19 protein-coding genes are annotated in these 23,166 nt (G+C 68.3%); 14 read left to right on the top strand and 5 right to left on the bottom strand.

Annotation, left to right across the window (positions count from 1 at the left end; genetic code table 11):
* Positions 1–33: 33 nt before the first annotated feature.
* From BLR75_RS25790 to BLR75_RS25780, 3 genes are all read right to left on the bottom strand, one after another.
* Positions 34–1,413, bottom strand: coding sequence for a DUF1329 domain-containing protein (locus BLR75_RS25790; protein WP_084315144.1), 1,380 nt, complete (start codon positions 1,411–1,413; stop codon positions 34–36).
* 217 nt (positions 1,414–1,630) lie between these two features.
* Positions 1,631–3,154 carry an amidase gene (locus BLR75_RS25785; RefSeq protein ID WP_169720301.1) on the bottom strand — a complete coding sequence of 508 codons (1,524 nt, stop codon included), beginning with the start codon at positions 3,152–3,154 and terminating at the stop codon, positions 1,631–1,633.
* Positions 3,155–3,185: 31 nt separating this feature from the next.
* Positions 3,186–3,815 (bottom strand): EthD domain-containing protein, encoded by a 630-nt coding sequence (locus BLR75_RS25780; RefSeq protein WP_169720302.1) that lies wholly within the window; start codon positions 3,813–3,815, stop codon positions 3,186–3,188.
* Between the two features lie 162 nt (positions 3,816–3,977).
* Between BLR75_RS25780 and BLR75_RS25775 the strand changes: the two genes are divergently transcribed.
* The 6 genes from BLR75_RS25775 (at position 3,978) to BLR75_RS25750 (ending at position 12,129) form a co-directional block, all read left to right on the top strand.
* Complete coding sequence (locus BLR75_RS25775; protein WP_084315148.1) at positions 3,978–5,405, top strand: aldehyde dehydrogenase family protein; 1,428 nt, start codon at positions 3,978–3,980, stop codon at positions 5,403–5,405.
* 334 nt (positions 5,406–5,739) lie between these two features.
* A complete protein-coding gene (locus BLR75_RS25770) occupies positions 5,740–6,930 on the top strand; it encodes an acyl-CoA dehydrogenase family protein (protein WP_084315150.1) in 1,191 nt (396 codons plus the stop codon).
* Positions 6,931–6,981: 51 nt separating this feature from the next.
* Positions 6,982–8,697 carry an FAD-dependent oxidoreductase gene (locus BLR75_RS25765; RefSeq protein WP_084315152.1) on the top strand — a complete coding sequence of 572 codons (1,716 nt, stop codon included), beginning with the start codon at positions 6,982–6,984 and terminating at the stop codon, positions 8,695–8,697.
* Positions 8,698–8,707: 10 nt separating this feature from the next.
* Positions 8,708–9,472, top strand: a complete 765-nt coding sequence (locus tag BLR75_RS25760; RefSeq protein WP_084315154.1) for a glucose 1-dehydrogenase — start codon at positions 8,708–8,710, stop codon at positions 9,470–9,472.
* 2 nt (positions 9,473–9,474) lie between these two features.
* On the top strand, positions 9,475–10,506 hold the full coding sequence (locus BLR75_RS25755) for a ferredoxin--NADP reductase (RefSeq protein WP_084315156.1): 1,032 nt from the start codon (positions 9,475–9,477) through the stop codon (positions 10,504–10,506).
* Positions 10,507–10,518: 12 nt separating this feature from the next.
* Positions 10,519–12,129, top strand: a complete 1,611-nt coding sequence (locus BLR75_RS25750) for a FadD3 family acyl-CoA ligase (RefSeq protein ID WP_084315158.1) — start codon at positions 10,519–10,521, stop codon at positions 12,127–12,129.
* A 302-nt stretch (positions 12,130–12,431) separates the two neighbouring features.
* On the opposite strand, the gene BLR75_RS25745 is transcribed toward BLR75_RS25750, so the two are convergent.
* Entirely contained in the window at positions 12,432–13,172 is a 741-nt protein-coding gene (locus BLR75_RS25745; RefSeq protein ID WP_084315160.1) for an SDR family NAD(P)-dependent oxidoreductase, read from the bottom strand.
* Between the two features lie 16 nt (positions 13,173–13,188).
* Positions 13,189–13,974, bottom strand: a complete 786-nt coding sequence (locus BLR75_RS25740; RefSeq protein ID WP_084315162.1) for an enoyl-CoA hydratase — start codon at positions 13,972–13,974, stop codon at positions 13,189–13,191.
* A gap of 157 nt (positions 13,975–14,131) precedes the next feature.
* On the opposite strand from BLR75_RS25740, the gene BLR75_RS25735 reads away from it, so the two are divergent.
* From BLR75_RS25735 to BLR75_RS25700, 8 genes are all read left to right on the top strand, one after another.
* The gene (locus BLR75_RS25735) at positions 14,132–14,914 is read left to right on the top strand and encodes an SDR family oxidoreductase (protein WP_084315164.1); all 783 of its coding nucleotides are present in this window, start codon (positions 14,132–14,134) and stop codon (positions 14,912–14,914) included.
* Between the two features lie 55 nt (positions 14,915–14,969).
* Positions 14,970–15,941 carry a bifunctional MaoC family dehydratase N-terminal/OB-fold nucleic acid binding domain-containing protein gene (locus BLR75_RS25730; RefSeq protein WP_174688587.1) on the top strand — a complete coding sequence of 324 codons (972 nt, stop codon included), beginning with the start codon at positions 14,970–14,972 and terminating at the stop codon, positions 15,939–15,941.
* 10 nt (positions 15,942–15,951) lie between these two features.
* Positions 15,952–17,088 carry an acyl-CoA dehydrogenase family protein gene (locus tag BLR75_RS25725; RefSeq protein ID WP_084315168.1) on the top strand — a complete coding sequence of 379 codons (1,137 nt, stop codon included), beginning with the start codon at positions 15,952–15,954 and terminating at the stop codon, positions 17,086–17,088.
* The gene (locus BLR75_RS25720; protein ID WP_084315170.1) at positions 17,057–17,479 is read left to right on the top strand and encodes a MaoC family dehydratase; all 423 of its coding nucleotides are present in this window, start codon (positions 17,057–17,059) and stop codon (positions 17,477–17,479) included. Before BLR75_RS25725 ends, BLR75_RS25720 begins: the two co-directional genes overlap by 32 nt.
* A 15-nt stretch (positions 17,480–17,494) precedes the next feature.
* A complete protein-coding gene (locus tag BLR75_RS25715; protein ID WP_084315172.1) occupies positions 17,495–18,673 on the top strand; it encodes a lipid-transfer protein in 1,179 nt (392 codons plus the stop codon).
* Between the two features lie 10 nt (positions 18,674–18,683).
* The gene (locus BLR75_RS25710; protein WP_084315174.1) at positions 18,684–19,850 is read left to right on the top strand and encodes an acyl-CoA dehydrogenase family protein; all 1,167 of its coding nucleotides are present in this window, start codon (positions 18,684–18,686) and stop codon (positions 19,848–19,850) included.
* Between the two features lie 548 nt (positions 19,851–20,398).
* A complete protein-coding gene (locus BLR75_RS25705; RefSeq protein ID WP_084315176.1) occupies positions 20,399–21,871 on the top strand; it encodes an FAD-dependent oxidoreductase in 1,473 nt (490 codons plus the stop codon).
* 101 nt (positions 21,872–21,972) lie between these two features.
* The gene (locus tag BLR75_RS25700) at positions 21,973–23,163 is read left to right on the top strand and encodes an acyl-CoA dehydrogenase family protein (RefSeq protein WP_084315178.1); all 1,191 of its coding nucleotides are present in this window, start codon (positions 21,973–21,975) and stop codon (positions 23,161–23,163) included.
* The last annotated feature ends 3 nt before the right edge of the window (positions 23,164–23,166 follow it).

Below are 23,166 nucleotides of genomic sequence, written 5' to 3'. Positions count from 1 at the left end.
AAGGCCGGACTTGCCGGCCTTTTGTCAAACCAGTCAGCGTCCCTGCGCGCGCAGGGCGTCGGGGGTGAACATCTCGGGCTTGAGCGAGGCGTTGTTGAGGATCGGGCCGCGGGCTTCCTCGTTGGTCAGCGAGTAGGCCACGTACTGCCCGGAGTTCAGGTCATGGGAGAACTGCACGCCGGAGAACAGCGACTTCGAGTCCGGATGGTAGTAGAAGCTGGTGATCGAGTGCTTCCACAGCTTGCCGCGGGCATCGTAGTTGTCGGCCATCAGGGCGTTCCAGGTGTCCTCGTCGAGGAACAGCACGCGCTTGCCGTAGAGGTGGCGGTAGCCTTCCTTCAGCGTGCCTTCAAGCACCCATACGCGGCGCAGTTCGTAGCGCAGGAATTCCGGGCGCGGATGGTGCGGGGTCAGCAGGTCGGCGTACTTCACGCTGTTGCTGTTGACCTTGTAGGCGTTGATCGGAACGTAGATTTCCTTCTTGCCCAGGTTCTTCCACTCGTAGCGCTCGGGCGAGCCGTTGAACATGCGGTCGTCGTCGATGGTCATGGTGCCGTTGGTGCCGATCATCGGCTGGTCGAAGCCGAAGCCCGGCAGCATGCGCACGCGGCGGGTGCCCGGGTTGTAGCTCCAGGCCAGGCGGCCGCGGCCGGCCCAGTTGTAGAACTCCTGGGCGACGGTGTTGGTGCCGGCTTCGCGCACCGGTGCCAGGGAGATGTTCCAGGCGTAGGAACGCACGCCATCGGTGGTCGGACGCTCGTTCGGGCTGTTGTTCGGCGACAGGTTGCGGTTATGGGTGCGGCCCCAGCCGATGCTGCCGTCCGGCAGGACCGAGGCGATGGAGCGGATCACGTCCTCGATCCAGGCGCCGGGCGCCAGCAGGTGGTTCCAGACCAGCTCCGCACCGCTCTTCGGGATCGGGAAGGGCGCCTGGCCGAGGCCCTTGATGCCCAGGCCGTTGTCGGTCAGCTCGTTGTTCTCCGCGCCCCACTTGGCGTTGTCGCAGACGAATTTGGGATAGCCGAAGATGCGCTTGCCGGGATAGACCTCGATCTTGTAGGTCTCCGGGTACTTCTCGAACATCGCCATCTGGCCGGGGGTCAGGTGATCGGCCTGCTGGCGGTAGTTGCTGGCGTCGATGACCAGGCGCGGCTTCTCGTCGACGAACGGATCGACCGGCTTGTCGCCGGAATACAGCTGGTGCTTCCAGCCCGGCACTTCGTCGATGTACTGCCCGGTGAACTCGGGAATGGTGCCGTCGGCGTTGCCGGCCCTCTCGCCGCCCACGCAGGTCAGGTCCTTGCCCAGTCGTGCAGCTTCCTCGGGACTGACCTTCGCCAGTGCTGAAAGGGAAAGCGAAGAGCAGGCCGCCAGGGTGACGGCCAGCGCAATTCGTTTTGTTGTTGTTTTCATCTCGATTGACTCCGGAGGTTGTAGGGACAGACCCAGGAGTCATTCTTCACGCCCGCGGCAACCGGACATCGTCCGGAAAGACTATGGGCGACAAGTGCTTGCAAGCCGCGTGGAATCAGGACTTCAGTGCAAAACCGAACGGCGCCGCGCGGCATCGCCGGGCAGCGTTGGAAGGGGCCGGCGAGATGGTCGCCGGCCCAGGTCGGGCAGGTGTTTTCTATACCGGCGGCAGGCGGTCGAACCAGGGATGGGCCTGTTCCAGCTGTGCCGCCAGGCGAATCAGCGTGCGCTCCTCGCCGAAGCGGCCGGCGAACATCACGCCCACCGGCAGGCCGCTGTCGCTCCAGTGCAGCGGCACCGACATCGCCGGCTGGCCGGTGAAGTTGAACAGCGTGGTGAACACCGAATCGCGGGTCGCCAGGGGGCCGAACTTGTCCAGCGGCAGGTTCATGTCGAGCACGCCCAGCAGCGGCGGCTCCTCGACTATGGTCGGGCTGAGGATCAGGTCGTAGCGGCTCATGAACTGCGCCATCTGCTGGCGCAGCTGGTCGAGCCCGGCGATGGCCTGCTGGCGCTGCTCCGGGGTGATCCGCCGGCCCCACGCGAGCAGTTCGAAGTTCACCGGCTCCAGTTCGTCCTGGCGGACCGGGCGGCCGAGCAGCTTCTCGTAGGCCGTGATGCGATCCGAGACCTTCAGGCAGTTGATGGTGCCGCCCGCGGCCATGGCGGCCTTCATGTCGATCGGTGGAGTCGCCTCGACCACGTCATGGCCGAGCGCCTGGCAATGGCGGGCGGCGGCATCCACCGCGGCGCGGCAGGACGCCGATACCGGGAACGGCAGCAGCGGGTCGTGCATGAGGGCGATGCGCAGCTTGCCCGGCTCGCGCTTCACCTGGTCGAGGTAGCTGCCTTCGCCGGCCTGGCGCTCGTATTCGCCGCCCGGGTTGCGCTTGGCGAGGGCATCCAGCAGCGCGGCGCTGTCGCGGACGCTGCGGGCGACGACGTGTTGCGCGGAGATGACGCCCACCGAGCTGCTGCCGGCCGGGCCCAGCGGAACCAGCCCGGTGCTGGGCTTGAGGCCGAACAGGCCGCAGGCGGAGGAGGGGATGCGGATCGAGCCGCCGCCATCGCTGGCATGGGCCACCGGAACGATGCCCGCGGCCACCGCGGCCGCCGCGCCACCGGACGAACCGCCCGCGCTGTGCTTCGGGTCCCAGGGGTTGTGCGTCGCGCCGAACAGGGTGCCTTCGGTGCTCGGGCTGCTGCCGAATTCCGGGGTATTGGTCTTGCCGAAGATCACCAGGCCGGCCTGGCGCGCGTTGCTCACGAACGGGTCGTCGCTGGCGTTGCGCGCGTCGCGGAAGAAGCGCGAACCCTGGGTGGTCACGGTGTCGGCCATGCTCACGCCGAGGTCCTTGAGCAGGAACGGCACGCCGGCGAAGGGGCCTTCGGGCTTGAGGTTCTTCAGGCTGGCGCGGGCCAGATCGTAGTGCTTGAGCACCACCGCGTTGATCGCCGGGTTGACCTGCTCGGTGCGGGCGATGGCCAGTTCCAGCAGCTCGGCGGCGCTCACCTGGCCGCTGCGCACCAGCGCCGCGAGGGCGGTGGCGTCGTGCTTGCGGTACTCGTCGAAGCGCATGCCCGACGAGGCGAATGCCGCCGGTGCGGCGAAGTCCAGGGCAAGACCTCCGACCAGCACCGAACTGCTGGCGAGGAACTGGCGGCGGGAAAGTGGGTTCATCGGCGACCTCGTGATTGTTGTTGTCGTTGATTCAGGGGAGATAGGCCACGTGGTGCTGGCGCAGGACCGCTTCCGGCGTGGCATGGGTGGCGACGGTGAGCTGCGTCGTCCGTTCCGCCAGGGGCAGGCCGGGCGGGAGTCGCAGCGGGGCGTCGCCGTCGAGGGTCAGCCAGATCAGCGCTGCGAATGGGAAACCGGAGCCGTGGACCAGGTCAAGGCTGGCATGACGGACGTCCGGGAGATGCGCGAGTTTCTGGCCAAGCAGGTCCACCTGCCGGCGGAAGTCGCCGTCGTCCAGGTCGCCGCGCTGCAGGGCCAGGACGTGGCGGGTGCCGCCGTCAATCGGCGATCCGTGCAACGGAATCTCTTCCGCCCCCGCCACGCGAATCTGCGCCGGGTCCATGAATTCCTTCTCGTCGTCCACCAGCAGCGCCCGCGAGCGCGACTGCATCACCGCGCGGCCGTCGAAGCCGGGGTCCATGGCGAACTCGCTGAGGCAGTCGAAATCCACTGCGACACTGGCGGCGAGCACGTGATTGCGGGTGTAGCGGCGGTAGGGGAAGTGCTGCATGGCCAGCCAGCAGTGGGTGTTTTCGTAGTAGGCTCGGAATTCCGCCGGCGTCAGGTCACTGCGCCGGCTGATCAGCGAGATGGCTTTCATGGCACTCCCGGAACGGTTCTGGGCCGGGGATTCCGGCATTGCGCAAGTTGCCGGGGGAGGGAGGCCGCTGCCACGTCCGAACGGACGAGGCGTCGCCGTCCGGGCTGCCCTACCGTTTCGCCAACTACAAGAAACCGCCTGTCCACGGATACGGGAGGAAAGATGAGCGCGCACCTGCAAAGCACCGAACAATTGAGCCGTCTGCTGGCCGAACAGCGCCGGGTCTTCGATCAGGAAGGACCGGTTTGCGCCGAGACCCGCAAGCGGCGCATCCAGGCGGTGATCGACCTGCTGGTCGACCGCCACATGGCGCTGACCGAGGCGATGGACGCCGACTTCGGTGGCCGCCATCCGGGCTTCGGCCTGATGAACGACGTGCTCGGCTCGCTCGCCTCGCTCAAGCATGCCCGCGACCATCTGGAAGACTGGATGCCCAACGAGCCGCGCCAGATGATCGCGCCCTACGACCAGCTCGGCGCCAGCGCCTGGGTGCAGTACCAGCCCAAGGGCAGCATTGGCATCATCGGCACCTGGAACGCGCCGCTGTTCACCCTGCTCAGCCCGCTGGCCTATGCCTTCGCCGCCGGCAACCGCGCCGTGCTGAAGCCTTCCGAACTCACCGCCAATACCGCCGAGGTGCTGGCTGCCGCCATTGCCGAGCGCTTCGATCCGCTGGAGCTGGCAGTGATCACCGGCGGCGTCGAGGTTTCCCAGGCGTTCGCCAGCCAGCCCTTCAATCACCTGGTGTTCACCGGCAGCACCCGCGTCGGCCGCGAGATCATGCGCCGCGCCGCCGACAACCTGGTGCCGGTCACCCTCGAACTGGGCGGCAAGTCGCCGGTGATCATCGGCCGCAGCGCCGACCTGGCGGAAGCCGCCCGCCGCCTGGCCGCCGCCAAGGGCACCAATGGCGGGCAGATCTGCATTTCCCCGGACACCCTCTACGTGCCGCTGGAGCTGAAGGACGAATTCCTCCGTGAGTTCCGCGCCGCCTACAGCGCGCTGTATCCGTCCGCCGCCGGTAATCCGGACCTGGTCGCGGTAGTCAACGACGCGCACATGCGGCGCATCGACAGCTATCTGGACGACGCCCGCGAACTCGGCGCGGAGATCGTGCATTGCCCGGACGTGCCGGTGGAGGCGGGCCGCAAGCGGCCGCTGAGCATCGTCGTCAATCCGCCGACGAGCAGTCTGATCATGCAGGAGGAAATCTTCGGCCCGGCGCTGGTGCTGCTGACCTACAAGGAGGTGCGGCACGCCGTCGCCGAGATCAACGCGGGCGAGCGGCCGCTGGCGCTGTACTACTTCGGCACGGATGCGGCCGAGCAGGATTACGTGCTGTCGCACTCGCTCTCCGGCGGCGTGACGCTGAACGACGCGATGATGCATGCGGCGCTGGAGGATGCGCCGTTCGGTGGTGTCGGCTCTTCGGGCATGGGGCATTACCACGGCCGCGAGGGCTTCGTCGAATTCAGCCACGTGCGCACCGTGTTCAACGGCGCTCCGGTCGACCCGCGCCGGGAGTGGGGAACGTTGCCGCCCTATCACGAGCATTTCGCGGCCGGCATGGCCTCGATGATCAGCCGCTGAGCGTCCCTTTCGCCGCGGCATTTCCAGGCGCCCGTTCACCGGTTGGTGGCGGGCGTTTTTTTATGTCCGGCGGTTCATGGTTCTTAGGTGGGAGCGCAGGAATGATCGCAGTGTCCGGTGAGGTCGCGGGCATGGCCCGCTCCTACAACCGACTCCACCGTGGTCCCTGTAGGAGCGCGCCATGCGCGCGACATTGGCGTGCGCCATGGTTTCCGCGATCCGTGCCAGGAACCCGCCAATCCTAGTCCGCATTGACGATGAGCCCGCCACTCCCGCGTTCGGATAATCCAGCCAACCGCGCTAATTCGCAGCGGATTCACTGGAGGATTCCGGCATGTCAGCCACTCGGCAGAAAACACAAAAAGAACTCGAGCTGATCGACCGCGCGCGGCAGATGATTCCGGCGCTCAGGGAGCGCGCCGCGCAGGCCGATCGGGAGATGAAGATTCCCGACGAGACCGTCGCCGACATGGTCGAGGCCGGCTTCTTCCGCGTACTGCAGCCCAAGCGCTTCGGCGGCTACGAACTCGATCCGCGCGCCTTCTTCGAGATCCAGATGACCCTCGCCGAAGGCTGCATGTCCACCGCCTGGATCTACGGCGTGATGGGCGTGCACCCCTGGCAGCTGGCGCGCTATCCGCTGGAGGCGCAGGAGGATGTCTGGGGTAGCGACAGCGACACCCTGATCGGCTCCACCTACATGCCGGTGGCCCGCGTCACGCCGGTCGAGGGCGGCTATCGCATCAGCGGGCGCTGGGGCTTCTCCAGCGGCAGCGAGCACTGCAAGTGGACCCTGCTCGGCGGCATCATTCCGGCCGATGCCAATGGCGAAGGCTCCGAGCACGGTACCTTCCTCGTGCCGCGCAGCGACTACCGCATCGAGCGCAACTGGGACGTGGTGGGCCTGCGCGGCACCGGCAGCCACGACATAGTGGTCGAAGACGCCTTCGTGCCCTTTCACCGCGTGCAGCGCACCAACAACACCTGCATGGAAGCGACCCCGGGCCGCCTGGTGAATACCAGCCCGCTCTACGCCATTCCCTTCGCCCAGGTGTTCACCCGCGCGGTGTCCAGCTCGTGCATCGGCGCCCTGCAGGGCGCGATCAACGAGTTCCGCGCCGTCGCCGCCGCGCACATCGGCAAGCACGGCGCGAAGACCGCGGAAGACCCGCTGGCCCAGGAAGTGGTGGCCGACGCGACCCTGACCCTGGACATGCTGCGCCTGGTCCTCGAGCGCAACTTCGAGTCGCTCACCCGGCAGGCCGCCCGCGACGAATTCCCGGACGTGGAATCGCGCCTGCTGTACCGCTACCAGTCGGCCTACGTCACCAACATCTGCGCCGACAAGATCAGCCAGCTGCTGCGCTGCATGGCGGCGAGCGGGCTGTACAACACCAACCCGGTGGCGCGCACCTTCCGCGACATGCACCAGGCGCGCGGGCACATCTCCAACAACGTGGCGGCCTTCGCGCGCAGCTACGGCGCCGTGCAGCTCGGCCTGCCGAACCCCGATCCCTACGTCTGATCGCCCGGCGGCCCTGCGCTGCGGGGCCGCCGCATTCCGAGTGAGACTGCCATGCAAGAGAACAACAAGTACGCGCATGAATACGACGTGGTCGTGATCGGCTCCGGCGCGGGGGCGATGACCTCCGCGGTGGTCGCTGCCGATCACGGCCTGTCGGTGCTGGTGGTGGAGAAGGCCGCGCAGTTCGGCGGCACCTCCGCGCTGTCCGGCGGCGGCATCTGGATTCCCAACAACCACCATTTCAAGGCCAAGGGCGGCAAGGACAGCTTCGACAAGGCGCTCGGCTACCTGCACGCAGCGGTGAAAGGCCGCGTCGACGAGCGCCGGCTGAAGGCCTACCTCGAACACTCGCCGAAGATGATCCGCTACCTCGAGAAGCACTCGCGGGTGCGCTATGCGGTGGCCGAGAAATATCCCGACTACTACCAGGACCTGCCCGGCTCGCTGCCCGGCGGCCGCACCCTGGACCCGGAACTGTTCGACCTGTCCCAGCTCGGCGACGAACTGCCGAAGCTGCGCGAGGCGGCGCCGGGCAACATGCTCATGGGCCGCATCGCCTGGACCGCCCGCGATGCGCACAAGGCCATGGCCAGGACGCCCGGCTGGCGGCTGATGGTGCTGTGGCTGATGCTGCGCTACAAGCTGGACTTCGCCTGGCGGCGCAAGACCGGTAGCCGCCGTGACCGCCGCACCGCGCTGGGCAATGCGCTGATCGCCAGCCTCAGGGTGTCGCTGCTCGACCGCAAGGTGCCGCTGTGGCTGAACACCGAGCTGAGCGAGCTGATCGAGCAGGACGGCAAGGTCGCCGGCGTGGTCCTCCGGCGCGAAGGCCAGCCGATCCGCATCACCGCGCGCAAGGGCGTGATCCTTGCAGCCGGTGGTTTCGAGCAGAACCAGCAGCTGCGCGAGAAGTACCTGCCGCAGCCGACCAGCGTGGACTGGAGCGCCACGCCGGCCGGCGCCAACACCGGCGCGGCGCTGGAAGCCGCGCTGCGCATCGGCGCCGATACCGACCTGATGGACTGGGCCTGGTGGGCGCCGACCCTGCAGGTGCCCGGCGAGGACAAGTCCCGCGGCGTATTCGCCGAGCGTGCCTTCCCCGGCGCCATCGTGGTCAACGGCGAGGGCCGGCGCTTCGTCAACGAGGCGGCGCCGTACCTGGAATTCGTCGACGCCATGTACCGCGACAACCAGGCCACCAGCGGCCGCAGCGTGCCGGCCTGGGCGATCTTCGACAGCCATTTCCGCTTCCACTACGCCATGGGCCCGCTGATGCCGGCGCAGATCATGCCGGACAGCCGCCTGCGCAAGGAATGGCTGGGCAAGGTGTACTGGAAGGCCGACACGCTGGACGAGCTGGCGGCGCAGATCGGCGTGGACGCGGGCGGCCTGAAGGAAACCGTGAAGCGCATGAACCGTTACGCCGAAACCGGCATCGACGAGGAGTTCGCCCGCGGCGGCAACGAATTCGACCGCTACTACGGCGACAGCAACGTCAGCCCCAACCCCTGCCTGGCGCCGATCGGCAAGGGCCCGTTCTACGCCATGCGCATGAACGCCGGCGACATCGGCACCAAGGGCGGCCTGCTGACCAACGCCCGCGCGCAGGTGCTGCACAAGAGCGGCGAGCCGATCGACGGCCTGTACGCCATCGGCAACACCTCCGCCTCGGTGATGGGCACCACCTATCCCGGCGCCGGCGCCACCCTCGGCCCGGCCATGACCTTCGGCTACATCGCGGCGCGGCACCTGGCCGGCGTCGAGTGAGGTAAGAAAGATGAGCAACAGACTGATCAACAAGGTCGCCATCGTCACCGGCGCCGCCAGCGGCGTCGGCGAAGCCACCGCCCGGCAATTCATCGCCGAGGGCGCGCGGGTGATCATGACCGACCTCAACGCCGAGGCCGGCCGCAGGATCGCCGACGAACTGGGCGGCAACGCCCTGTTCGTGCAGCAGGACGTCGGCAGCCCGGAAGCCTGGCGCGAGCTGGCGACCCTGGTGCGCGAGCGCTACCAGCGCCTCGACGTGCTGGTGAACAACGCCGGCATCCTGATTCCCGGCACCATCGAGGAAGCCTCCCTGGAGGACTGGCACAAGCTGCTGCGGATCAATTCCGACAGCGTCTTCCTCGGCTGCCAGACCGCGCTGGAACTGATGACCCTGAGCGGTGGCGGCGGCTCCATCGTCAACATGTCGTCCATCGCGGCCATCGCCGGGCGCGACGACTACGTGGCCTACAGCGCCAGCAAGGGCGCGGTGGCGGCGCTGACCCGCAGCGTCGCCGCGCACTGCCGGCGCCGCAAGTACCGCATCCGCTGCAACTCGGTGCACCCGGACGGCATCCTCACGGCGATGACCCGCGCCTCCTATCCGAAGGGCGTCGACCCGGCGCGCTTCACCATCGACAGCGACCCGATGAACCGCGCCTGCCTGCCCGAGGACGTGGCCCATGCCGTCGTCTATCTGGCGTCCGACGAGTCCCGCGCGGTCAACGGCATCGAGCTGCGCGTCGACAGCGGCCAGTTCGTGATGAGCATCTGACCATGAACGCACCCGAGTACATCAGCCTGCGGGTGGCCGAGGTGGTCGCCGAGACCGCCGACAGCTGCTCCTTCGTCTTCGACGTGCCGGTGGAGCTGGCCGAGCGCTTCAGCTACCGGCCCGGCCAGTTCCTTACCCTGCGCATTCCCCACGGCGACAGCTGGTTGCCGCGCTGCTACTCGCTGTCCAGCTCGCCCGCCGAGGACGAGCCGCTGCGCGTCACGGTCAAGCGCGTCGACGACGGCCGCGGCTCCAACTGGCTGTGCGACCAGCTCAAGCCGGGCGCCAGCATCCAGGTGCTGCCGCCGGCCGGCGTGTTCACCCCGCGCAGGCTGGACGGCGATTTCCTGCTGTTCGCCGGCGGCAGCGGCGTCACCCCGGTGCTGTCGATCCTGCGCAGCGTGCTGCGCCAGGGCAGTGGGCGGGTGCGGCTCATCTACGCGAACCGCGACGAGCGTTCGGTGATCTTCGCCGAGCGCCTGCGCGATCTGGCCGCCGAGTATCCCGAGCGGCTGCAGGTGATCCACTGGCTGGACAGCGTGCAGGGTCGTCCCAGCGTCGCCCAGCTGGCGGGCCATGCCGAAGGCTTCGAGGGCGCCCAGGCGTTCATCTGCGGGCCGGGGCCGTTCATGGACGGCTCGGTCGAGGCGCTGCGCCTGGCGGGATTGTCCAATGCGGCCATCCATGTCGAACGCTTCGTCTCGCTGCCCGGCGAGGACGAGCAGCCGGCGCCGAGCGCTCCGGTCGAAGGCGCGTCGGCGGCCCGCCTGACCGTCGAACTGGACGGCGAAGTGCGCGAGATCGACTGCGAGCCCGGCGAGGTGCTGCTGACCGCCATGCGCCGCGAGGGCATGAAGCCGCCGCACTCGTGCCTGGTCGGCTCCTGCGCCTCGTGCATGTGCACGCTGGTCTCCGGCGACGTCGAGCTGCTCGCCAACGACGCCCTCGACGCCGAAGAACTGCGCGAAGGCTGGACCCTGGCCTGCCAGGCCGTGGCCACCAGCGCCAAGGTCCACCTGCGCTTCCCTGACTGACGAGTAGCCGCCATGACTTCCCGCGAATCCATCCTCACCGGCAGCACGGCGGACACCGCCACCGCTGCCACCATTCCGGCGCTGATGCTGGCGGCGGCGATCCAGCACGCCGGGCGCGCCGCCCTGGAGTCGGCCGAGCAGCGCATCGACTACGCCGAACTGCCCGAGCGCGTGCTGACCATCACTCGCGCGCTGATGGCCGCCGGCGTCCAGCCGGGCGACCGCGTCGCGGTGTGGGCGCCGAACAGCATCGACTGGGTGCTGCTCGCCCTCGGCCTGCAATGCGCCGGCGCGCTGCTGGTGCCGCTGAACACGCGGATGAAGGGCGCCGAGGCGGCCGACATCCTCGAACGCAGCGGGTCCCGCGTGCTGTTCGTGCAGCAGCGCTTCCTCGGCATCGACTATCCGGCGATGCTCGCCCCGCACCGGCCGCGGAGTCTGGAGCGGGTCGTGGTGCTGGATGCCGAATCATCCTGCGGTGAGGGCGAGTGCGGCCTCGCCGCGTTCCTCGCCGCTGGCCGCGAGATCAGCCTCGGCGCCGCCCTTGGGCGTGCGCGGGCGGTGCGTCCCGAGGACCTTGCCGACCTGCTGTTCACCTCCGGCACCACCGGCAAGCCGAAGGGCGTGATGTGCGCCCACGGCCAGAGCCTGCGGGCCTTCCGCGAGTACGTGCGGATCATCGGCCTGCAGCCGGGCGACCGCTATCTGGTGGTCAATCCGTTCTTCCATTCCTTCGGCTACAAGGCCGGCTGGCTGACCTGCCTGCTGGCCGGCGCGACCATCCTGCCGCACGCGGTGTTCGATGCCGAGGCGATCTTCCAGCGCGTGGCCACCGAGCGCATCACGGTGATGCCCGGCCCGCCGACGCTGTACCTGTCGATGCTCGCCCACCCCGGCCTGCGCAGCGCCGACCTGTCCAGCCTGCGCGTGGCGGTGACCGGCGCCTCGACCATCCCGCCGGTGCTGATCGAGCGCATCCGCAGCGAACTCGGCTGCGCGGTGGTGACCACCGCCTACGGCCTCACCGAATGCGGCGGCCTGGCAACCATCTGCGATCCACAGGACGCGGCGGAGACCATCGCCGGCACCAGCGGCAAGCCGATTCCCGGCACCGAGGTGCGCATCGTCGATGCCGACAACCAGCCGCTGCCGCAGGGCGAGGCGGGGGAGATCTGCCTGCGTGGCTTCCACGTGATGCAGGGCTACTTCAACAACCCCGAGGCGACCGCGGAGACCATCGACGCCGATGGCTGGCTGCACACCGGCGACATCGGCAGCCTGGACGCCGCCGGCAACCTGCGCATCACCGACCGCCTCAAGGACATGTTCATCGTCGGCGGCTTCAACTGCTATCCGGCGGAGATCGAGGCGGCACTCAGCGAGCACCCGGCGATCGCCCAGGTCGCGGTGATCGGCATTCCCGACGAGCGCATGGGCGAGGTGGGCTGTGCCTGCGTGGTGCTGCGCGAAGGTGCGGTGCTCGACGAGCCCGGGCTGATCGCCTGGAGCCGCGAGCACATGGCCAACTACAAGGTGCCGCGCAAGGTGGCGTTCTACGAGCGCCTGCCGAGCAATGCGTCGCACAAGGTGGACAAGCAGGCGTTGCGAAGGGAGCGGGGGTAAGGCGCCATCCGCGCCGGATGCTCTTGGCGTAGGAGCGAGCTTGCTCGCGAAGCGTTACTCCGCTGGTTCGCGAGCAAGCTCGCTCCTACAAGGGCGGCGTCTGACGTACCGGATTCAGGGAACGCTGGCGCAATGCGGGGCGCTTTTGTAGGAGCGGGCCATGCCCGCGAAATTTCGGCGCCGCGGATGTCGCGCGCATGGCGCGCTCCTACAGTCCATCACCGGAGCCGTTCCTGTAGCCCTGGCAAGTCAGCCGGGCAGGGTGGAAAACGCGAAGCGTTTTCCACCAACCTTGCGGAGCGTCAGGCGGTGAGGCTGCCACCATTGAGCGGCAGCACCTGCCCGGTCACCCACGCCGCCTCGCGCGAGGCGAAGTAGGCGACGCCGGCGCCGACGTCCTGCGGCGAGCCGGCGCGCGGCACGAAGCAGGTCTTCTTCGCCAGTTCCCCGGAGTCCCAGTTGTTCATGGTGCCGAGGGACAGCGCATTCACCGTGATGCCCTTGCGCCCGGTTTCCGCCGCGAGCTGGCGGATGAAGCCGACGACGCCGGCCTTGGAGGCCGCATAGGCAGCGATGCCCATGGGCAGGCCGGCGCGCCAGGATTCGGAGGTGATCGCCACCACCCGGCCGTAGCCGCGCTCGATCATGCCGGGGATCGCCACGTGGCAGATGTTCATCAGGCCGAACATGTTCAGGCGGACCATGCGCTCCCAGTCGGCCGGGGTCGATTCGACGAACTTGGCGTAGCCCATGCCATCCACCGGCACGCCGGCGTTGGAGACGAGGATATCGACCGCGCCGACGGTCTCGAACATCGCCTTGACCTGCGCGTAGTCCGTCACGTCGGCGGGAGCGGCGATGGCGTTGAAGCCCTGCTCGCGCAGCTGGCGTACCGCCTCTTCGGCGCGGTCGGCATAGAAGTCGTTCACCGCCACCGTGGCGCCCAGGCGGGCCAGGGTTTCGGCGATGCCGAAGCCCATGCCGCGGCCGGCGCCGGTGACCAGGGCGACCTGGCCTTCCAGGGAAAACATCGGTTGCTGCATCGCGTTTGCTCCTTCGTCAATGTCCTTCAAATCGGGCCGGGCGCTTCTCGATGAAGGCGTGCATGCCTTCCTTCTGGTCGCGCGAGGCGAACAGCAGGGCGTTGGCCTTGCGCTCCAGGGCCAGGCCCGCTTCGAGGGAGGCGTCCATCCCGGCGAGGATCACCTCCTTGATCTGTTCCGCGGCCAGCGGCGGCATGCCGGCGATCATCTCCGCCTGCGCCAATGCGTGGGCCTGCACCTGCTCGTCCTCCACCACTTCGCTGACCAGCCCGGCGACCCAGGCTTCCTCGGCGCTGATCGGCCTGCCGGTCAGCGCCATCTGCATGGCCTTGGCCTTGCCCACCGCGCGCACCAGGCGCTGGGTGCCGCCGATGCCGGGCATGATGCCGATGCGGATTTCCGGCTGGCAGAACTTCGCGCCGCGCCCGGCGATGATGATGTCGGCCAGCATCGCCAGCTCGCAGCCGCCGCCGTAGGCGTAGCCGCACACCGCGGCGATCACCGGCTTCGGGCAGTGCTGGATCGGCGCCCAGACGCGCTCGGTATGGCGCTGGAGAATCTCGATGGGGCCGACCCCGGCCATGCTGGAAATGTCGCCACCAGCGGCGAACACGCGCTCGCCGCCGGTCAGCAGCACGCAGCGCACGGCCGGGTCGGCGCCCAGGCGGGTGAAGTGCTCGGAGAGCAGGGCCTGCAGTTCCAGGCTGAGGGCGTTGTTCACCTTGGGTCGGTTCAGCCGCAGCCGGGCGACGCCGGCGGCGGGGAAGTCGAGCAGGACGGTGGGCTCTTCGGACAGGCTCATGCGTCGGTTTCCTGGGCAGGGGCGGGCACACGGCGCCCGCGTGAAGATGCCTGCATTGTCGAAACCGTCCCCGCGCGGTTCATCGTCCGTTCAGACGACGAGGCATCCTGCGGCAGGCGCCACCATTGACCACAAGCGGTCATGGGAGGAATGCCCGATGGATGCAAACAAGAGTCTGGATTACAGCGGCCGGGTGGTGCTGGTCACCGGCGGCACCAAGGGGATCGGCGCGGGCATCGCCCGGCGCTTCCTCGAAGCCGGCGCGGATGTGGTGGTCTGCGGCCGCCAGCAGCCGGAACGACTGCCCGAAGCCAAAGGCCGGCAGGCCGTGTTCATCGCCGCCGACGTGCGCGACGGCGACTCGCTGGCGCAGCTCTTCGCCAGCCTGCACGAGCGCTTCGGCCGGCTCGATGTGGTGATCAACAACGCCGGCGGCAGTCCCGCCGTGGACGCCGCCAGCGTTTCGCCGCGCTTCAGCGAGGGGATCATCCGCCTCAACCTGGTCGCGCCGCTGAACGTCGCCCAGCAGGCCAACCGCCTCATGCAGGAGCAGGCCGGCGGCGGGGTGATCCTGTTCATCGGCAGCATCAGCGCCCTGCGCCCGTCGCCGGGCACCGCCGCCTATGGCGCGGCCAAGGCCGGCGTGCTCTCGCTGGTCAGCTCGCTGGCGGTGGAGTGGGCGCCGAAGGTGCGCGTGGTGGCGGTCAGTCCCGGGCTGATCCGCACCGAGCAGTCGCACCTGCACTACGGCGACGAAGCGGGCATCCGCGCCGTCGGCGAAACCATTCCGGCGGGGCGCCTCGGCGAGCCGGAGGACATCGCCAACGCCTGCCTGTACGCGGCATCGCCCATGGCTTCCTACCTCAGCGGCAGCAACCTGCTGCTGCACGGCGGCGGCGAGAAACCGGCCTTCCTGGCGGCTTCCAATTCCAGCACCTGATCCAACCCGACAGGGCCGCTCGCGGCCTCGTCCAGCAGACATCCAGGAGACGAACTTGGCTGATCAAGAACTGATTGAAAAAGTCCGCGCCATGGTCGGACGCGAGTACGGTCGCGTCTACGCCTGGGACGCGGTGAATGCCCCGATGATTCGCCACTGGTGCGAGATCATGGGCGTCGACAATCCCCTCTACACCGACCGCGCCTTCGCCCGCGACGCCGGCTACGACGACGTGATCGCGCCGCCCGCCATGCTGCAGGTGTGGGGCATGTCCGGTCTCGACCTGGACAACTACGCGCCGGGCTCCACCAGCGAGAACTCCTTCGAAGTGCTGCAGCTGATCGAGCCCTACGGCTATCCGGCGGTGGTCGCGGTCAACTCGGAGCTGTACTTCGACCGCGATATCCAGCTCGGCGAGCGCCTGTACTTCACCAGCCGCCTCGACTCGGTGAGCGACGAGAAGACCACGCCGCTGGGCACCGGTTTCTTCGTCACCCAGCTGATGACCTACTACTCGGAGAAAGGCCAGGGCGAGGCCGACGAGAAGGTCGGCTCGCAGCTGTTCCGCGTCTTCAAGTTCCGCCCGGCTGCGCGTCCGGCGGCAGAAGAGAAACCCGCCAAGCCCGTGGCCAGGCGCCCGCTGCCGGGCGTCAGCGACGACACCCGCTATTTCTGGGAAGGCTGCGAGGCCGGCAAGCTGCTGATCCAGCGCTGCACCGCCTGCCAGACCCTGCGCCATCCGCCGGCGCCGGTGTGCATCGAGTGCCACAGCTTCGACTGGGACACCGTCGAGGCCAGCGGCAAGGGCAAGCTGTACTCCTTCGTGGTCATGCACTACCCGGAAGTGCCGCCGTTCGACTACCCGAACCCGGTCGGCCTGGTGGAGCTGGACGAGGGCGTGCGCGTGATCGCCGGCCTGGTCGGAGTGGACCGCGCCGAACTGCGGATCGGCCAGCGCCTGCAGGTGGAATTCCAGCGCTTCGACGATCAGCAGACCCTGCCGCAGTTCCGGCCGGTCGCAGAGTGAGGGGCGAGGCATGGACTTTTCCCTGACCGAAGACCAGAAGGCCATCGCCGAGATGGCCGGCGGCGTGTTCCGCGACTACTGCACGGACGAGCGCCTGCGCGAATTCGACCTGTCCGGCAAGCCGTTCATGGCGGAGCTGTGGGGCACCTGCATCCAGACCGGACTGCTGGCGCTGGCCATTCCCGAAGCCGTGGGCGGCAGCGGGCTGGGCATGACCGAACTGATGGGCGTGCTGCAGGCGCAGGGCGCCGGACTGGGCCAGGTGCCGCTGTGGCAGCACCAGCTCGGCACCGCGGCGCTGGCGCGCTGGGGCGATGAAAGCCTGCACGGGCTGCTGGAGGAACTGGCCGCCGGCACGCGCCTGCTCAGCCTGAGCTTCAACGGCAGCGCCGACAGCCCCGGCATCGGCCTGCGCCTCAGCCGCAGCGAACGCGGCCTGCAGCTCGACGGCACCATCAATGCCGTACCGCTGGCGGGCCATACCTGCCGCCTGCTGCTGCTCGCCGAAGGCGAGGAGGGCGCGCAACTGGTGCTGATCGAACCGCGCGATGCCGGCGTTGCGCTGACTCCGGGCGTATACACCCATGGCCTTGCCGTGGCCGATGTGCAATGCGACGGGGTGATCGTGGAAGCCGCTCATGTGCTGCCGGTCGCCGCCACCGCATGGCTGGAGCAGCGCGCCATCGCCGCCCTGGCTGCATTGCAGGTGGGCGTCAGCGAGGAGCAGATCCGCCGCACCGTCGAGTACGTCAACGAGCGCCGCCAGTTCGATCGCGCCATCGGCACCTTCCAGGCCGTGCAGATGACCATGGCCGACTGCCGCATCGCCGTCGAAGCGCTGCGCACCGCGCTGTACCAGCTCTGCTACCGCCTGGACAACGACCTCGGCTGCGACAGCGAAGCGCTCGCCACCCGCTGGCTGACCTGCGAGACCGGCCATCTGGTCGGCCACAAGACGCAGCACGTGCACGGCGGCATCGGCGTCGACCTGACCTATCCGATTCACCGCTTCCTCTACTGGAGCCGCGACCTCAGCCACGGGCTGGGCGGTTCCGCTGCCAGCCTCGAACGCCTGGGGGACTGGCTGGCCAACAATGACAAGCTGGGATGGAAATATGACCTCGAAGAAAACCAGAGCATTCGCTGACGTATCCCTGGGCGAACAGCTTCCCGAGCTGGTCGTGCCGATCACCGTCACCCTGATCAACGGCGGCGCCATCGCCACCCGCGACTACTTCCCCGGTCATCACGACAAGGAAGCCGCGCAGGCCCTCGGCTCGCCGCACATCTTCATGAACATCCTCACCACCAGCGCGCTGGTGCAGCGCTTCGTCGAGGAGTGGGCCGGCCCGCTGGCGCGCTTCAAGGACATCCGCATCAAGCTCGGTGCGCCGAACTATCCCGGCGACAGCATGACCTTCAGCGGCGAAGTGAGCGAGCGCGACGAGGCGTCCGGCACCCTGACCGTCACGCTGCGCGGCAGGAACTCCATGGGCAACCACGTCAGCGGCACAGTGGCGCTGGCATTGCCGGCATAAGAGGGAGAAGGGTTCATGAGTCAATCACAGCTTTCCGGCAAGGCCGCCATCGTCGGCCTCGGCGCCACCGAGTTCTCCAAGAATTCCGGACGCACCGAACTGCGCCTGGCGATGGAGGCGACCCTCGCCGCGCTCGCCGACGCCGGCATCGACCCCAGTGAAGTGGAGGGCTTCAGCTCCTACTCGGTGGACAAGGTTCCCGAATACGAGATCGCCCGCCTGCTCGGCTGCAAGGACGTGAAGTTCTTCTCCCAGGTGCCCCACGGCGGCGGCGCCGCCTGCGGGCCGATCATGCACGCGGCCATGGCGGTCGCCACCGGCGTGGCGAAGACCGTGGTGGTCTACCGGGCGATGAACGAGCGCTCCTGGTACCGCTTCGGCACCGGCAGCTACGGCTTCGGTTCGACGCCGATCTTCGACAACGTCAACTACGGCTGGTACATGCCCCACGGCTTCCATACCCCGGCGGCCTGGGTCGGCATGTTCGCCCAGCGCTACATGCATACCTATGGCGCCACGTCGGAAGACTTCGGCCGGGTGGCGGTGGCGGTGCGCGATTTCGCCGCGACCAACCCGGCGGCGTTCTTCTACCAGAAGCCGATCACCCTGGAAGAGCACCAGGCGTCGCGCTGGATCTGCGAGCCGCTGCACCTGCTGGACTGCTGCCAGGAATCGGACGGCGCCGTTGCGCTGGTCATCACCTCCGCCGAGCGCGCCCGCGACCTCAAGCAGAAGCCGGTCGTCATCAAGGGCGCCTCCCAGGGCGTCACCGAAGGCCAGCAGAGCATGACCTCGTTCTACCGCAAGGACATCACCGGCCTGCCGGAGATGGGCGTGGTGGCGCGCGAGCTGTATCGCCAGTCCGGCATCGGCCCGAAGGACATCCAGACCGCGGTGATCTACGACCACTTCACCCCGTTCGTGCTGCCGCAGCTGGAAGAGTTCGGCTTCGTCCCGCGCGGCGAGGCGAAGGACTTCATCCGCGCCGGCGAGCATGCGCGCGGCGGTTCGCTGCCGATCAACACCCACGGCGGCCAGCTCGGCGAGGCGTACATCCACGGCATGAACGGCGTCGCCGAGGGCGTGCGCCAGGTGCGCGGCAGCGCGGTGAACCAGGTCGCGGATGTCGAGCACGTGCTGGTGACCGCCGGTACCGGCGTGCCCACCAGCGGCCTGATCCTTGGCGCGGCATGAGGAAGCAAGCATGTTCGTGGACCTGACAGACGAGCAGAAACGCCTGCGCCTCAAGGTGCGGGACTACTTCACCGAACTGATGACCCCGGAGCTGCGCGCCGAACTGCGCGGCGCCGAGGGCGGCGACACCTTCCGCAACGTGGTCCGGCAGATGGGCCGCGACGGCTGGCTGGCTGTCGGCTGGCCGAAGGAATTCGGCGGCCAGGGCTACGGCCCGACCGAGCAGCTGATCTTCTTCGAGGAAGCCAACATCGCCGGCGCGCCGCTGCCCTTCGTCACCATCAGCACGGTCGGCCCGGCGCTGATGGCCCACGGCTCGGCGGCGCAGAAGGAGCGCCTGCTGCCGGGCATCGCCGCGGGCGAGATCAACTTCGCCATCGGCTACTCGGAACCGGCGGCCGGCAGCGACCTGGCCACGCTGAAGACCTCGGCGCGGCTGGAAGGCGAGCACTTCGTGGTCAACGGCAACAAGCTGTGGACCTCGGGCGCCGACTCCGCCGACTTCATCTGGCTGGCGGCACGCACCAACCCGGACGAGCCGCGCCACAAGGGCATCTCGATCCTGATCGTGGATACCACCAGCGAGGGCTTCTCCCACACCGTCATCCCGACCTGCAGCAACAGCACGGCGGCGACCTACTACGACAACGTGCGGGTGCCGCGCGAGATGCTGGTGGGCGAGCTGCACAAGGGCTGGCAGCTGGTCACCGCGCAGCTCAACCACGAGCGGCTGGGCCTCGGCTCCTGGTCGGACCGGGTGGTGGGCATGTTCCGCCGCGTCTACCAGTGGGCCAGGACCCCGGACGAGCAGGGCCGCCGCGCCATGGACAAGCCCTGGGTGCGCAGCCTGCTCGCCGAGTGCTATGCGCGGATCGACGCGATGCGGCTGATCAACTTCCGCATCGCGGCCGAACTGGAACAGGGCCACGTCGAGGTCGCCCTGGCGTCGGTGACCAAGGTGTATGGCTCGGAGTCGGTGGTGGAAATCCTCCGCAAGCTCAGCGAAGTGGTAGGGGCGAGCGGCCTCGTGCGAGCCGGCAGCGCTGCCGCGGCGCTGCTCGGGGAGCTGGAATACGACGTGCGTGCCGCGGTGACGCTGACCTTCGGCGGCGGCACCAACGAGATCCAGCGCGAGCTGATCGCCCAGTTCGGCCTCGGCATGCCGCGTTCGCGCTGATTGTCCGGGTTTCAGGCCGGCGCGGGCTCCTTGCGCCGGCCTTTCTTTTTTCTGGAGATTGGCAGGGGAAAACCCGTAGGGCGAATGAAGCGGAACGCTTCATCCGCCGATGGGCAGGGTGCCGATGTCACGGCGGATAACGCTGGCGCGTTATGCGCCCTACACGAAGCCGCGGCATTTGTACCGTCCTGTAGGAGCGGGCCATGCCCGCGACCAGCCACGGTGTCGCGCGCATGGCGCGCTCCTACAGGGGACACCCACGCCCCATCGACGCGGGAGCGTCGAGAGCGGCATTCCCACGCAGGAGCGTGGGAACGATAAAACGGCGGATAACGCTGGCGCGTTATGCGCCCTGCACGAAGCCGCGGCACTTGCACCGTCCTGTAGGAGCGGGCCATGCCCGCGACCGAATAAATTTTCGCAAGCCCCGCACGCACACCGGATACCGTGTCCAACCGCCCCCACCCGCATCGTTCGTCCAGACTATGAAGCCCGCCCCGCACCGCCCGTATCATCCTGCCATCGACGAACAGACGGAGTGCGAGTCCATGCAGAAGCGCTACAGCCCGGGACGTGCGTGCAGGGCGGAAGAGGTTCCCTATTGGGATGTGGATACCGACGTCGCCATCGTCGGCTTCGGTGCGGCGGGCAGTTGTGCGGCGATCGAGGCGCGCCAGGCCGGCGTCCGCGTGGACATCTTCGAAGTCGCCTCCGCCCCCGGCGGTAGCGCCAGCCTTTCCGGCGGCGAGGTCTATGTCGGCGGCAATGGCGGCACCGACGTGCAGCGCGAGGCCGGTTTCGAGGACTCCACCGAGGACTTCCGCCGCTACCTGATGATGGCCGGCGGCCCGGCGGCCGATGCCGAGCGCGTCGGGCTGTACGCCGAGCACGGCGTCGAGCACTTCGGCTGGCTGCGCGAGCAGGGCGTGCCGTTCAAGGGCACCTACCTGCCGGGCAAGTGGATCGAGCCGGTCAGCGACGACACCCTGCTCTGGTCCGGCAGCGAGAAGGCCTGGCCGTTCAGCGCCGAAGCCAGGCCGGCACCGCGCGGGCATACCGTGCAGTTCGAGGGCTGGGGCGGCGGCAAGCTGCTGATGGAAAAGCTCAGCGAACGCGCACTGGCCCTCGGCGCCACGGCGCATTACGACAGCCGGGCGCTGTGCCTGGTGGTCGAGGAAGACGGCAGCGTCTGTGGCCTGGTGGTGCGCAGCCAGGGCGAGGAACGCTTCGTGCGGGCGCGCCATGGCGTGGTGCTGGCGGCCGGCGGCTTCATCGGCAACGCCGCGATGGTCGAGCGCTTCGCGCCGGCGGCCAAGGTCTGCACGCAACTGGTCACCGGCGGCAACGACGACGGCTCGGGCATCCGCATGGGCATCAGCGTCGGCGCCGCGACCCTGAACATGCAGGAGTTCTTCGCCACCATTCCGTTCTTCCCGCCGGCCTCGCTGGTCAAGGGCATCTTCGTCAACGAGCGCGGCCAGCGCTTCATCAACGAGGACGCCTATCACGGCCGCGTCGCCCACCATGTGCTGCGCCAGCCGAACGGCCGCGCCTGGCTGCTGGTGGACAACGAGATCTTCGGCCGCCCGATGCTTCAGGAAGACATCGAGATCGCCGCGGTCGGCGAAAGCTGGACGGAAATCGCCGAGGAACTCGGCCTGCCCGCCGGCGAACTGGAACACACGGTCGCTGAATTCAATCGCCACGCCGCCGCAGGCTCGGACCCGTTGCTGCGCAAGGATGCCGAATGGCTGCGGCCGCTCAGCGAACCGCCGTTCGCCGCGCTCAGCTATTGCCTCGATTCCCTCGAAGCGCACGCCTTCACCCTGGGCGGCCTGGCGACCCGGCCGAGCGGCGAGGTGCTGGATGCCGACGGCAATCCCATCGCCGGCCTGTACGCCGCCGGGCGCACCGCCTGCGGCCTGCCGCGCTGGGGCGAGGGCTACAGCTCTGGCCTGTCGCTGGGCGACTCCACCTTCTTCGGACGGATGGCCGGCCGCACCGCCGCCGCGCGCACCTAGGGCGCTCCGTCGGGTCGACGGCTTCTCGTCCGTCCGGACGTGGTCGCCGACCCGCGCGCCTCGATAGAGTGCCTATCAATCGCTGTCAGGATTTTCATGCCATGAGTGATATCGAATTGTTCCGCCAGGAGGTTCGCGCCTGGCTCGAGGCCAACTGCCCGGCGTCGATGCGCACGCCCATGCCGGCCGACGAGATGGTCTGGGGCGGCCGCGAGGTCGAGTTCAAGCACGAGGACCAGCGCCTGTGGTTCGAACGCATGCGCGACAAGGGCTGGTTCTGCCCGGACTGGCCGGTGGAGTACGGCGGTGGTGGACTCGATCCGAAGCAGGTGGCCGTGCTGGAGCGCGAGATGCGCCGCATCCACTGCCGCCCGCCGCAGATCAACCTGGGCATCTGGATGCTCGGCCCGGTGATCCTCGAATTCGGCAGCGACGAACAGAAGCGCGAACTGCTGCCACCGATGGCGCGCGGCGAAGTGCGCTGGTGCCAGGGCTTCTCCGAGCCGAACGCCGGTTCCGACCTCGCCAGCCTGCGCACCAGTGCGCGGCTGGAAGGCGACGAATTCGTCGTCAATGGCACCAAGATCTGGACTTCCTACGGCAACAAGTCCGACTGGATGTACGCGCTGGTGCGCACCGGCCCGATGGAGCCGAAGCAGGCCGGCATCAGCCTGATCGTGCTGGACATGCGCTCGCCGGGCGTTACGGTTTCGCCGATCGACCTGATCAGCGGCAAATCGACCTTCTGCCAGGTGTTCTTCGACAACGTCCGCGTGCCGCGCAGCCAACTGATCGGCGAACTGAACGGCGGCTGGGCGCTGGCCAAGGCGCTGCTGCAGCACGAGCGCCGGTCCATGTCCCGGTTCAGCGAATTCAGCCTGCCGACCCATTTCGATCTGCTCGAATACCTCGGCCGGTACCTGCCGGCCCCCAGCCAGCCGGGCGAGATCGCCCTGGCCCAGCGCGCCGTGGCCTGCGCCATGGACGAACACGCCTACAGCCTGACCAACCGGCGCCTCACCGAGATGATGTCGGCGCGCCAGGATGTGTCCGAGCTGATGGCGATTTCCAAGCTGGTGCATACCGAGCAGGAACGCGACAAGTTCGAGTTGCTGCTGGACATCCTCGGCCTGCGCGCCCTCGGCTGGGAGGACGACTCCTTCGGCGAGCGCGAGCTGGCCATCGTGCATGCCTGGCTGAGCAGCTTTACCCAGACCATCGCGGGCGGCTCGTCCGAGGTGCAGTTGAACGTGATCGCCAAGCGCGTGCTTGGCCTGCCGGAAGTCAAGTGAGGA

It is taken from the genome of Pseudomonas jinjuensis, assembly GCF_900103845.1.
Classification (GTDB): Bacteria; Pseudomonadota; Gammaproteobacteria; order Pseudomonadales; family Pseudomonadaceae; genus Pseudomonas; species Pseudomonas jinjuensis.
The sequence above is the reverse complement of the archived record's forward strand: the minus strand, read 5'-3'. Positions and strand labels throughout refer to the sequence as shown.